The sequence below is a fragment of the Streptomyces purpurogeneiscleroticus genome, assembly GCF_020024005.1.
Taxonomy (GTDB): Bacteria; Actinomycetota; Actinomycetes; order Streptomycetales; family Streptomycetaceae; genus Streptomyces; species Streptomyces purpurogeneiscleroticus.
The window spans coordinates 1-12362 of sequence record NZ_NHSG01000340.1; the positions used below are offsets into that span (position 1 = coordinate 1).

Here is a 12362-nt window from a genome sequence, read left to right on the forward strand (position 1 = left end):
GCTGGATTCGCACGGCTGGTGGCGCGCCGACCGGGCTTCAAGGTCGTCGGACTGATGGCGTACGAGGGGCATGTGGCGGGCGTGGGGGACGCGGTGGCGGGGCGGCCGCTCTTCTCCCGTTCGGTGCGCGTCATGCAGGCCGCGGCGCGCAAGGAGCTGGCGCGGCGGCGCTGGGAGGCGGTGCGCGCGGTCCGGGCCGAGGCGCCGGACCTGGAGTTCGTCAACGGCGGCGGGACGGGCAGCGTGCAGCACACCGCGGCGGAGGCGGCGGTGACGGAGGTCGCAGCGGGTTCGGGGCTGTACGTGCCGCGGCTGTTCGACAACTTCCGTTCGTTCAGCGGGCGTCCGGCCGCGCTGTTCGCGATGCCGGTCGTACGGCGGCCGGGGCCCGGCGTGGTGACCGTACTGGGCGGCGGCTATCCCGCGTCCGGCGCGGCGGGCCCGGACCGGCTGCCGGAGCCGTATCTGCCGGCGGGGCTGGCGTACGACCCGCAGGAAGGGGCCGGCGAGGTGCAGACGCCGCTGCTGGGCGCGGCCGCCGACCGGCTGCGGATCGGGGACAAGGTGTGGTTCCGGCACGCCAAGGCCGGTGAGCTGTGCGAGCGTTTCGACGCGCTGCGGCTGGTGGACGGGGACCGGGTGGTGGCGACCGTACCGACGTACCGGGGCGAGAGGCGGACGTTCCTGTAGGCGGGGCCGCGGGAGTACGGGGCGGCGTGGGCCGCCCCGTACGCGTCACACCGTCGGCTTGATGCCTTCGAGGATCTTGTCCATGTCGGCGAGCGGCGGGGCCTGGCCGCCGACGTCGAAGTTGAAGCGCACGACGACCATCGAGCCGGAGCCGCCGGGCGAGGGGAAGGCGACGGACTGGGCGATGCCGTCCGGGCCCTTCTTGTTGGTGACCTTCCAGCGCACCAGGTGCCCCTTCCGGCCCGCGACGGTCACCTTCTCCGACTTCAGTTCCTCGTGGTTCTCGATGCCGCCGTAGCGGTCCTTGTCGCCGTACGAGCCCTTGCCGTAGGTCGCTTCGACGTTCTTCTCGATGTCGGCCTCGGCGATGCCCTTGGCGGTGGTCTCGGAGAAGCCGGCCGCGGTCTCGGAGAGGACCTTGCCGCGCAGGCACTGCTTGCTGTCCTCGCCCTTGCACATGTACGGGCCGGTGTACATGTCGATGTCGTTGCCGAAGTCGTCCTTGTGCCACCCGTCCAGGACCGGGATGGCGATGCTGTTCAGCGCGTCGACGAGGGTGTCCTCGTCGTCGGTGGGGGCCGGCTCGGGCGCCGCGGAGGTGGTGGCGGGCTCGGGCGACGGGGTCTTCTTCGCGGGCGCCGTCGGCTTGGGATCGGCCCGCGGCTCGTCGCCGCCGCCGAGCGTGACAGCGAGGACGATGCCGGCGGCGGCCACGACGGCCACGGCACCGGCGACCGCGGCGATCACCGGGCCGCGCTTCCTGCCGCCGCCCTGCCCGGGGCCACCGGGCTGCTGCTGCGGATACCCGTAGGCACCGGGCGTGCCCTGCTGCGGATAGCCGTACGCCGCCGGAGCGGTCCCGGCCGCCCGGGTGTGCTCGGTCCACGCCGAGCCGTCCCACCAGCGTTCGGGCGCGGGACCGTTGCCTGTGTGCCCCGGGTCTGGATACCAGCCCGGCGGTGTCGTCATGCTCACGCCGGACACTGTATGGCCGGAATCAGCCGCCGTACACACGGTCCCGCTGGTCGGGCACCACGCTGCCGTCGGCGCGGCGCACCGGTCCCTGGCCGCCGTCCGGCTCGGCGTACGCCGAGGTGGCGCAGGGGTACGTCCCGGACTTGCGCGGCAGCGGCTCGATGAACATGGGGTTGACCAGCCAGCGTCCGTCGGCGTTGTCGTAGGCGCGGCACATGAGTTCGGGCTTGTTGCGGTTGATCGCGAGGTGGCCCGCGGTCGCGTCGTCGACGAAGGTGACGTCGGTCTCGGCGTCCCCCGCGCCGAAGGCGATGCGGTGCGCCCGGTCCTGCTTCTTCCAGGCGTCGGCGCCCTTGACGTGGAAGATCTCCTGGTTGATCCAGCAACGCTTGCCGTCCATGTACGTCAGCGCCTCACCGCCGCCGTCGGGCACGTCGCCGCAGCCCTGGACGTCGTAGGCCAGCTTGCCGCCCTCGACGAGGTTGCGGATGCCGATGGTGTGCGCGCGGTCGAAGCCGGCGCCGCCCGCCCAGGCGTCGACGATCGGCTCCATGGAGGCGGAGACGACGTACACGTCGAAGCCGGCCTTGCGCAGCGTGCGGATGAGGTCCCGCTGCTGCTCGTAGTAGCGCACGTAACCGGCCATCTTGTGGGTGCCGACGGTCTGTTCGTGGCCGATGGGCGCGGCGAGGTTCTCGGCGCGGGCCTGCCGGGCGTACGAGGTGAGGGTGGCCGGCTTCAGCCCGGCGAACAGCTGGGTGAGCCAGACGTACTCGGGGACGGTGCGGCGGTGGTTCCACTCGCCCTCGAAGGCGGGCTTGCCGTCGGAGGTCTCGGCAGTGTTGTAGATGTCGAGGATCTCGTCGGTGCAGCCGGTGTCCTTGGAGGTGGGCAGCGGCTCGCCCGCGGGGACGTCGGTGCCGCAGGCTTCGGTGAGCGCCCGGTCGGCGGCGGCGGTCAGCCACTTGTTGGTGGCGCGCCAGTCCGCGGGCCGGAGGAGCTTGTCGTGCTTGAGGGTCCAGGCGAGGGTGGCCTCGGAGATGTCGTTCTTGACGACGGTGTTGTCCCAGTCGAACGCCGCGACCGGGCGGGGACCGGAGCGGTCCGCGCAGCCGCCCCGCTCGTCGATCATCTCCTGCAGCTGTTCGCGGTTGTCGCCGTACCACTTCAGGCTCTTCGACAGCTGCGGGCAGTTGCCGGGGCCGGTGGCCGGGGCCGCGGTGGCGGGGACGGCGGCGGCCAGGCCCGCGGTGACGGCCAGGGCCAGGACGGTGGCGACGGTGTGCCGGTTTCGCATGTGATCTCCGGATTGGCGACAGTAACGACGGGACCGGCGGCACGCGCGTGCCGCCGGTCCCGGTCGGTCTCGGACCCTACCTGTGGGGCTTACACAGGAGTGACATACGCCCCCGCGATGCCACCGTCCACGAGGAACTCGGACGCGTTGACGAAGGACGAGTCGTCGCTGGCGAGGAAGGCGACCGCGGCGGCCATCTCCTCGGGCTCGGCGAACCGGCCCACCGGTACGTGCACCAGACGGCGCGCCGCGCGCTCCGGGTCCTTGGCGAACAGCTCCTTCAGCAGCGGGGTGTTGACGGGCCCGGGGCAGAGCGCGTTCACGCGGATGCCCTCGCGGGCGAACTGGACGCCCAGCTCCCGGGACATCGACAGCACGCCGCCCTTGGACGCGGTGTAGCTGATCTGGGAGGTGGCGGCGCCCATGACGGCGACGAAGGACGCGGTGTTGATGATGGAGCCCTTGCCCTGGCGCTGCATGTACGGGAGGGCGTACTTGCAGCACAGGTAGACGGAGGTGAGGTTGACCTCCTGAACCCGCTTCCAGGCGTCCAGTCCGGTGGTGAGGATGGAGTCGTCGTCGGGCGGCGAGATGCCGGCGTTGTTGAAGGCGACGTCGACCGAGCCGTAGGTGTCGTACGCGGTCTTGAACAGCGCCTCGACCTGGCCCTCGTCGGTGACGTCGACCTGGACGAAGAGCCCGCCGACCTCGGCAGCGGCGGCCTTGCCCGCGGTCTCGTCGATGTCGGCGCAGACCACGTTGGCGCCTTCGGAGGCCAGCCGGCGGGCGGTGGCGAGGCCGATGCCGCTGCCGGCACCGGTGATCACGGCGGTACGGCCGACCAGTCGGCGGCAGACAGAAGTCTCGGTCATGTCACTGCTCCTCGGTGCTGATGAAGACGTTCTTGGTCTCGGTGAAGGCGGCGAGCGCGTCGGGGCCGAGCTCCCGGCCGAGGCCGGACTGCTTGTAACCGCCGAACGGGGTCCAGTAGCGGACGCTGCTGTGCGAGTTGACGGAGAGGTTCCCGGCGGCGACGGCACCGGAGACGCGCAGCGCACGGCCGACGTCGCGGGTCCAGATCGAGCCGGAGAGGCCGTAGTCGGTGGCGTTGGCGAGGCGGACGGCCTCGGCCTCGTCCTCGAAGGGCAGCACGACGGCGACCGGGCCGAAGATCTCCTCGGTGGCCGCGCGGTCCCCGGGCCGGCCCTCCAGGACGGTCGCCGGGTACCAGAATCCCTTGCCCTCGGGTGCCTCGCCGCGGATGGCGACGGGGGCACCGTCGGGGACGTAGGACCGTACGCGGTCGCGCTGGGCGGCAGAGATCAGCGGGCCCATGCCGGTGGCGGGGTCGGCCGGGTCGCCGACGGTGACGGCCTTGACCGCGGGCTCCAGCAGTTCCAGGAAGCGGTCGTACACGGACCGCTGGACGAGGATGCGGCTGCGGGCGCAGCAGTCCTGGCCGGTGTTGTCGAGGAAGGAGCCGGGCGCGGCGGCCGCGGCCTTCTCGATGTCGGCGTCGGCGAAGACGATGTTGGGGCTCTTGCCGCCGAGTTCGAGCGTCACCCGCTTCACTCCGGCGGCGCACTTGGCCATGATCTGCTTGCCGACGCCGGTGGAGCCGGTGAAGACGACCTTGGCGACGCCGGGGTGCTCGACCAGTGCGCTGCCCGCGACGGGCCCGGCGCCGGGGAGTACCTGGAACAGGCCCTCGGGGAGGCCCGCCGCGAGGCCCAGTTCGGCGAGGCGGAGGGCGGTGAGCGGGGTGGTCTCGGCGGGCTTGAGGAGGACGGCGTTGCCCGCGGCGAGGGCGGGCGCGGTGCCCCAGGCGGCGATGGGCATCGGGAAGTTCCACGGCGCGATGACGGCGACGACGCCGAGCGGTTCGTGGAGCGTGAGGTTCAGGCCGCCGGCGACGGGGATCTGCGCGCCGGTCAGCCGCTCGATGCCGCCGGCCGCGTATTCGAGCAGGTCGCGGGCGTTGCCGGCCTCCCAGCGCGCGTTGCCGACGGGGTGGCCGGCCTCGCGTACCTCCAGCTGGGCGAGCTCTTCGAGGTGGGTGTCGACGGTGGCGGCGAAGCGGCGCAGCAGCCGGGCGCGGTCGCCGGGCGCGAGGGCCGCCCACTGCGTCTGGGCCCTGGCGGCCCGGGCGACGGCGGCGTCGACCTCGGCGGGGGTGGTGGCCGGGACGGTCGCGATGACCTCTTCGGTGGCCGGGTTCAGGATCTGGTGCTCGGAGGGCAAGTGACTGGTCCTCACATGCGTTCGAAGGAGCGGAACCGCTCCCAGTCGGTCACGGCGGAGTCGTAGGCGTCGAGTTCCACCCGGGCCATGTGGAGGTAGTGCTCGACGACCTCGTCACCGAAGGCGGCGCTCGCGATCGGGCTCTTCTCCCACAGGTCGGCGGCCTCGCGGAGCGTCGTGGGCACGTGCTCGGCGTCGCCGGTGTACGCGTTGCCGGTACAGGCGTCCGGCAGCTCCAGCTTGTGCTCTATCCCGTACAGCCCGGCCGCGACCATGCCGGCCACCGCGAGATAGGGATTCACGTCGCCGCCCGGGAGGCGATTCTCGAAGCGGTGCGCGTGGCCGTGGCCGATGACGCGGAGCGCGCAGGTGCGGTTGTCCGGGCCCCAGGCGACCGCGGTGGGCGCGAAGGAGCCGGGCCGGAAGCGCTTGTAGGAGTTGATGTTCGGCGCGTACAGCAGTGTGAAGTCGCGCATCGCGGCGATCTGCCCGGCGAGGAAGTGCCGCATCAGCGGCGACATGCCGTACTCGCCGTCCGCGTCGGCCAGCACCGGGGCGCCGTCCTCGTCGCGCAGCGAGAGGTGGATGTGGCAGGAGTTGCCCTCGCGCTCGTCGTACTTCGCCATGAAGGTGAGCGCCATGCCCTCCTGGGCAGCGATCTCCTTGGCGCCGGTCTTGTAGACGGCGTGCTGGTCGCAGGTGGTGAGCGCCTCGTCGTAACGGAAGGCGATCTCGTGCTGGCCGAGGTTGCACTCGCCCTTGGCGGACTCCACCGTCATGCCGGCCGCGCCCATCTCGTTGCGGATGCGGCGCAGCAGCGGCTCGACACGGCTGGTGCCGAGCACGGAGTAGTCGACGTTGTAGAGGTTGGCGGGGTACATGTCGCGGTAGCCGCGGGACCAGGCGTCCTCGTAGGTGTCCTTGAAGACCATGAACTCCAGCTCGGTACCGGCGTACGCGCGCCAGCCGCGCTCGGCCAGCCGGTCCAGCTGGCGGCGGAGGATCTGCCGCGGGGAGGCGACCACCGGAGTGCCGTCGTGCCAGGCGAGGTCGGCGGTGAGCAGCGCGGTACCGGGGGCCCAGGGCGTGCGGCGCAGCGTCGCGGTGTCACCGTGCATGCAGAAGTCGCCGTAGCCGCGCTCCCAGGAGGACATGGCGTAACCGTCGACGGTGTTGAGGTCGACGTCCACGGCGAGGAGGTAATTGCACCCTTCCGAACCATGGGCCAGGACGTCGTCGAGGAAGAAACGGGCCGCGAACCGCTTCCCCTGGAGCCTGCCTTGCATATCGGTGAAGGCGAGGACGACAGTGTCGATCTCCCCGGTGTCGACGAGCCTTTTCAGCTCCTCGACCGAGAGCGGGGGCGTGCGGTCTGCCACGGTGGTGCCTCCTGTCGCTGCATCCGGAGGTCATAAGGTAGGCACACGAACCATTGGTTGGGAAGGGGTAGCGGTGGACGGAGCGGCGGACCGGCTGGCGCCGGTGCTGCGCCCGGTGCGGGCGGGCAACGGCTTCGAGGAGGCGCTGGAGCAGATACTCCAGATCGTGCGGCTGGGGCTGGTCCCCCGGGGCGAGCGGCTGCCGGCCGAGCGCGAACTGGCCGAACGGCTGCAGATCAGCCGGGTCACCCTGCGCGAGGTGCTGAAGGTGCTGCAGGACGAGGGGCTGGTGGTCAGCAGGCGCGGGCGGTACGGCGGCACCTTCGTACGGGAACGGGCCGAGACGCCCGGCGAGGACGAGCTGCGCCGCCGCATCGCGCAGGTCGACGTCGAGGACACGCTGCGGTTCCGCGAGGTGCTGGAGGTGGGCGCGGCGGGACTGTGTGCCTCGTACGGGCTGGACGGGGAGCAGGCGGAGCGGCTGCGGGAGGCGCTGGCGGCCACGCACGACGCGCCGCTCGCGGACTACCGGCGGCGGGACACGCTGCTGCATCTGACGCTGGCCGAGCTGTCCGGCTCGGCCACGCTCGCCGCGCAGTACGCGGCCGTCCGGGCGACCGTGAACGACCTGCTGGACTGCATCCCGCTGCTGGTGCGGAACCTGGAGCATTCCCAGGCACAGCACACCGCGCTGGTGGAGGCGGTGCTGGAGGGCGACGCGGACGGGGCGCGGGAGGTGATGCGGGAGCACTGCTGCGGCACCGCGGCCCTGTTGCGCGGCTTCCTCACGGGTACGCCGCCGGCGCGATGACCCTCACGGGCCGGCCGGCGGCGCGGTGCTCCTCACCGGCCCGCCACCCGCCCCGTAACCGTTCCTTTACGGCAGGGGTCTTGCGCCGGAGCGGCCCGCGCGACAAAGGTATGGCGCTAAACCTTTATCCCGCCGAGGCAGGAGCGGCTCATGGCCGACAGCACGGAACCGCACACCGCACCGCCCACTCCCCCGCCACCCGGGGCCGCGCCCGATGACGCCTACCTGGAGAAGCGCTCACTGCGCCGCGGCAGCGCCGGGCCGCTGCTGCTCACCGGCCTGGGCGTCGCCTACGTCGTCTCGGGCGACTTCTCCGGCTGGAACAACGGCCTGGCCCAGGGCGGCTTCGGCGGCCTGGCGCTGGCGGCGCTGCTGATGGGCCTGATGTACACCTGCCTGGTCTTCGCCCTCGCGGAGCTGGCCTCCGTGCTGCCCACGGCGGGCGGCGGCTACGGCTTCGCGCGCCGCGCGCTCGGCACCTGGGGCGGCTTCCTGACCGGTACCGCCATCCTCATCGAGTACGTCCTCGCGCCCGCCGCGATCTCCATCTTCATCGGCGACTACGTCGAGTCCCTCGGCCTCTTCGGCCTGACGTCCAGCTGGCCGGTCTACCTCGCCTGCTTCGTGATCTTCATCGGGATCCACCTGTGGGGCGTCGGCGAGGCCCTCCGCTTCAGCCTGATCGTCACCGCCATCGCGGTGGCCGCGCTGGTCGTCTTCGCGCTCGCCGCGGTCACCGACTTCCACGTGAGCGCCCTGAACGACATCCCGGCCGACAAGGACGCCTTCGGCGCGTCCTCCTGGCTGCCCTTCGGGATACTCGGCATCTGGGCGGCGTTCCCGTTCGGCATGTGGTTCTTCCTCGGCGTCGAGGGCGTGCCGCTGGCCGCCGAGGAGACCAAGGACCCGGCTCGTACGCTGCCGAAGGCCATGGCCGCCGCGATCGGCATCCTGCTCCTCCTCGCCCTGGTCACCTTCCTCACCGCGACCGGAGCGCGCGGCGCCGCCGCACTCCAGTCCGTCGGCGACCCGCTGGTCCAGGCCCTGCAGCCGCACGGCGAGCCGACGGTCATCTCCCGCATCGTGAACTACGCGGGCCTGGCCGGCCTGGTCGCCTCCTTCTTCTCCCTCATCTACGCCGGTTCCCGCCAGCTCTTCGCCCTCTCCCGGGCCGGCTACCTCCCCCGCTTCCTCTCCCTCACCAGCCGCCGCAAGGCCCCCTACCTGGGGCTTCTCGTCCCCGGCGCGCTGGGCTTCGCCCTCGCCGCCGCGACCGGCGACGGCGCCCGCATGCTGAACGTCGCGGTCTTCGGCGCCACGATCTCGTACGCCCTGATGGCTCTCTCCCACATCGTCCTCCGCCGCCGCGAGCCGGGCCTCGCGCGCCCGTACCGCACGCCGGGCGGCATCCTGACCTCCTCGATCGCCTTCGTCCTCGCCTGCTCGGCACTGGTGGCCACCTTCCTCGTCGATGTGACGGCCGCCTTCATCGCGCTCGGCGTGTACGCGGTGGCGCTGGCGTACTTCGCCTTCTATTCGCGCCACCGGCTGGTGGCGGCGGCACCGGAGGAGGAATTCGCGGCGTTGGCGGCGGCCGAGGCGGAGCTCGGTAAATAAAGCCCGTCCGGCGATTGAGGACACCGTCACGTCGATCAACCACAACGCACAGCACCGATTCCGACCCACCCCAAGGAGGCCCCGTGCCCAAGCCCCTCATCGGCATCAGCACCTACCTGGAAGCCGAGGCCCACTGGGGCGTGTGGACGCTCCCGGCCGCACTCCTCCCGGCCGGCTACCACCGCCTCGTACAGAACTCCGGCGGCCTGGCCGCCATGCTGCCGCCGCACGAGCCGGACCTGGACCGGGACGAGGCGCGGGAGGCGGCCGCAGCCGTCGTCGCCCGCCTGGACGGCATCGTGATCGCAGGCGGTCCGGACGTACGCCCGGACCGCTACGGCGCGGACACCGACCCCCGCACCGGCCCACCCGCCCTGGCCCGTGACGCCTGGGAGACGGCCCTCATCGACGCGGCCCTCGACTCGGCCACGCCCCTGCTGGGTATCTGCCGCGGCATGCAACTGCTGAACGTCGCGCTGGGCGGCACGCTCCACCAGCACATCGACGCGCACGGCGGCCCGCCCGGCGTCTTCGACCACCACGAGATCAAGCCCGTGCCGGACACCCTGCTCGCCGCCGCGCTGCCCGAGCCGGTCTCCGTACCGACGTACCACCACCAGTCCGTCGACCGGCTCGGCCGCGGGCTGCTGGCCTCCGCGTACGCCGAGGACGGCACGGTGGAGGCGCTCGAACTGCCGGACGCGCCGGCCTTCGCGCTGGGCGTGCAGTGGCACCCCGAGGCGGACACGGACACCCGCGTCATGGACGCGTTGGTGGCAGCCGCCGCCCGCTGACCCCGCTCACAGACCGATGTCGTCCGCGACCCCCACCAGAAGCACCCGCGTGCCCCCCTCCAGGGCACGCCATCGGTGCGTCACCCCACCCGTGCAGTAGAGCGTGTCGCCGCGCCCCAGCTCGTACCGCTCCCCCTCGGCCTCCGCCTCCACGGCCCCCTCCACGACGTACAGCAGCTCGTCGTGCGGGTGCCGGAACTCCCGCCCCCACTCGTGCGCGCCGGTGAACTCCAGCGCGTGCAGCTGCTGTTGGCCGCGGACCAGCGGCCGCACCGTGCCCGCCGCGCCGTCCTCCAGCGCGGCCCCGGTCTCCGCGCGCACCACGTCGACGGCCCGGCGGTCCTCGGCCGCGCCGAGCAGCTGGACCGCCGTGGTGCCCAGCGCGTCGGCGATGCGCTGGAGCGAGCGCATGCTGGGGCGGGCCCGGTCGTTCTCCACCTGGCTCAGGAAGGGCTTGGACAGGCCGGTACGGCCGGCCAGCTCGGCGAGCGTCAGGTCCAGCGCACGACGGCGGCGCCGCACCGCCCGGCCGACCTGCGGCGCCTCCTGATCTTCACGCATCCTGCACTCCCTCTCCCCTTTATCGCCACGTTCACAGCGTTGCCACAAACGGCCCCTACCCTCGAACCTGTTTGACGTCATCAAACAAAGTTTGATGCACAGACGAACAGCGAACGAACAAGGGAACCCGCCATGACCGCTGTCGATCAAAACACACGCCGCCGCCGCGGCACCGGCCTGCTCGCCCTCGACGAGGACGTCGCGTACCCCGGCTACACGCTCTACGCACCGCTCACCGGCACCGGCGAGGTCTACCTCGTCGACCTGCACGGCGAGGTCGTCCACCAGTGGAACCTCCCCTACCGTCCGGGCCGGCACGCCCGCATACTCCCCAACGGCAACCTCGCCTACAACGGCGTACTGCCGGATCAGGAAGCGCTGTTCCCGATGTGGCACAAGTACCGCGGCGGCGTGATGCAGGAGATCACCCCCGACGGCACCGTCGTCCGCGAGCACATCGACCCGCTCCAGCACCACGACGCGCACCACTGCGGCGACGGCCGCATCCTCTACGCCGCGCTGGAGCCGCTGACCGGCGAGGCCGCGGCAGCCGTACGCGGCGGCGTCCCCGGCTCCGAACCGACGACCGCCGACGGCCCGACCGTCTGGGCCGACACCATCAAGGAAGTGGACGCGAACGGCACCGAGCTGTGGTCCTGGCGGGTGTCCGACCACCTCGACCGCGACGAGTACCCCCTCCACCCCGACTACTCCCGCGAGCACTACCCCCTCATCAACGCCGTCCTGCCGCTCGCCGACGGCAACATCCTGGCCAGCCTCCGCAGCGCCTCAGCGGTCATCGTCATCAGCCGCGAGACCGGCGAGATCCTCTGGCGCACCGAGCCCGGCGTCGTCTCCCAGCAGCACAACCCCACCGAGCTCCCCAACGGCAACATCCTCATCTTCGACAATGGCGTCTTCCGCCCGCACTGGGACGTCCCCTTCTCCCGCGTCATCGAGGTCGAGCGGTCCTCCGGGAAAATCGCCTGGGAGTACCACGATCCCGCCCGCGAAGCCTTCTTCGCCCCCTTCATGGGCAGCGCGCAACGCCTCCCCAACGGCAACACACTCATCTGCGACTCCCCCGCGGGCCGCATCTTCGAGGTCACCGCCGACGGATACCTCTGCTGGGAGTACGTCGTCCCGCACTTCGGCGGCTACCGCGAGCCCGAGGTCGGCCGGATCTTCCCGGCCCAGCACAACGCCCTGTTCCGTGCGTACCGTTACGGCGCCGAGGAACTGCCCTGGCTGCCGGGTCGGGGATGAGCCGTGGCCGCCCCCGCCGGCACCACCCGTACCGGAGGCGACGCCCCTGACGGCGGACCGCCCGGCCCCGACGGCCGGCCGGTCCACCCGGTGGACGAACGCCTCCCCCTGCTCCGGCTGCTGCCCCTGGCCGCGCAGCACGTCCTCGCGATGCTCGCGGCCCCGGTCTCCACCGCGTTCCTGATCGCCACCGGCCTCGACCTGCCCCCCGACCGCACAGCGGCCCTGCTCAGCGCGACCCTCGTACTGTGCGGGGCGGGAGCCCTGCTCCAATCCTTCGGCGTCCTGCGCATAGGCGCCCGGCTACCGTTCATGATGCTGCCGGGCGGCGCGGCGGTCGCCATCTTCCTCCAGACCGCCGAGCAACACGGCCCGGCCACCGCCTCCGGCGCGGTACTGATAGCGGCAGCCTTCGTCCTCGCGGTCCTCCCCCTCTACCGCTACATCGTCCGCTTCTTCCCACCGGTGGTCCTCGGCACGACGGTCCTTCTCATCGGCATCAACATGGTGAACGTCACCGTCCCGATGATCGCCCACGACACCTGGCTCGCCCTGGTCACCATCAGCGCCACCGCCCTGTGTTACCTCGTACTCCCCGGCGTATGGCGCCAGATGTCGGTCCTGGTAGGCATAGCGGCAGGCACCGCGGCTGCACTCCTGTCCGGTACGGGCATGAACACTGTCTCCAACAGTGGCCCGCTCCTCGCCCTCCCCCACCCCTTCCCCTACGG

Annotated in this window: 12 protein-coding genes; 6 read left to right on the plus strand and 6 right to left on the minus strand. The window is 71.9% G+C overall.

The window, feature by feature from the left end; all coding sequences use genetic code 11:
* The coding region (locus CCS38_RS22650; RefSeq protein WP_504740352.1) for a type III PLP-dependent enzyme domain-containing protein at positions 1-690 on the plus strand (690 nt) is incomplete at its 5' end.
* 45 nt (positions 691-735) lie between these two features.
* On the opposite strand, the gene CCS38_RS22655 is transcribed toward CCS38_RS22650, so the two are convergent.
* The 5 genes from CCS38_RS22655 to CCS38_RS22675 form a co-directional block, all read right to left on the minus strand.
* Complete coding sequence (locus CCS38_RS22655) at positions 736-1659, minus strand: DUF2510 domain-containing protein (RefSeq protein ID WP_223735158.1); 924 nt, start codon at positions 1657-1659, stop codon at positions 736-738.
* A gap of 28 nt (positions 1660-1687) precedes the next feature.
* Complete coding sequence (locus CCS38_RS22660; RefSeq protein WP_223735149.1) at positions 1688-2962, minus strand: HAD family hydrolase; 1275 nt, start codon at positions 2960-2962, stop codon at positions 1688-1690.
* An 89-nt stretch (positions 2963-3051) separates the two neighbouring features.
* Positions 3052-3834 (minus strand): 3-oxoacyl-ACP reductase, encoded by a 783-nt coding sequence (locus CCS38_RS22665; RefSeq protein WP_223735150.1) that lies wholly within the window; start codon positions 3832-3834, stop codon positions 3052-3054.
* Position 3835: 1 nt separating this feature from the next.
* Positions 3836-5203: an aldehyde dehydrogenase family protein gene (locus CCS38_RS22670; RefSeq protein ID WP_223735151.1), complete on the minus strand. Its 1368-nt coding sequence runs from the start codon at positions 5201-5203 to the stop codon at positions 3836-3838.
* 11 nt (positions 5204-5214) lie between these two features.
* Complete coding sequence (locus CCS38_RS22675; protein ID WP_223735152.1) at positions 5215-6582, minus strand: glutamine synthetase family protein; 1368 nt, start codon at positions 6580-6582, stop codon at positions 5215-5217.
* A 73-nt stretch (positions 6583-6655) separates the two neighbouring features.
* On the opposite strand from CCS38_RS22675, the gene CCS38_RS22680 reads away from it, so the two are divergent.
* The 3 genes from CCS38_RS22680 to CCS38_RS22690 all read left to right on the plus strand — a co-directional run bounded on the left by CCS38_RS22680 (position 6656) and on the right by CCS38_RS22690 (position 9804).
* A complete protein-coding gene (locus CCS38_RS22680; protein WP_223735153.1) occupies positions 6656-7393 on the plus strand; it encodes a FadR/GntR family transcriptional regulator in 738 nt (245 codons plus the stop codon).
* Positions 7394-7543: 150 nt separating this feature from the next.
* Positions 7544-9010 carry an ethanolamine permease gene (gene eat / locus CCS38_RS22685; protein WP_223735154.1) on the plus strand — a complete coding sequence of 489 codons (1467 nt, stop codon included), beginning with the start codon at positions 7544-7546 and terminating at the stop codon, positions 9008-9010.
* A gap of 83 nt (positions 9011-9093) precedes the next feature.
* On the plus strand, positions 9094-9804 hold the full coding sequence (locus tag CCS38_RS22690) for a gamma-glutamyl-gamma-aminobutyrate hydrolase family protein (RefSeq protein ID WP_223735155.1): 711 nt from the start codon (positions 9094-9096) through the stop codon (positions 9802-9804).
* A gap of 6 nt (positions 9805-9810) precedes the next feature.
* Here the strand turns inward: CCS38_RS22690 and CCS38_RS22695 are convergent, their stop codons facing one another.
* Positions 9811-10365 (minus strand): helix-turn-helix domain-containing protein, encoded by a 555-nt coding sequence (locus CCS38_RS22695; protein WP_223735156.1) that lies wholly within the window; start codon positions 10363-10365, stop codon positions 9811-9813.
* 132 nt (positions 10366-10497) lie between these two features.
* On the opposite strand from CCS38_RS22695, the gene CCS38_RS22700 reads away from it, so the two are divergent.
* Both CCS38_RS22700 and CCS38_RS22705 read left to right on the plus strand, forming a co-directional pair.
* Positions 10498-11631: an aryl-sulfate sulfotransferase gene (locus tag CCS38_RS22700; protein WP_223735157.1), complete on the plus strand. Its 1134-nt coding sequence runs from the start codon at positions 10498-10500 to the stop codon at positions 11629-11631.
* Positions 11632-11634: 3 nt separating this feature from the next.
* Positions 11635-12362: solute carrier family 23 protein (locus CCS38_RS22705; RefSeq protein ID WP_308050848.1), on the plus strand; the 728-nt coding region annotated here is incomplete at its 3' end.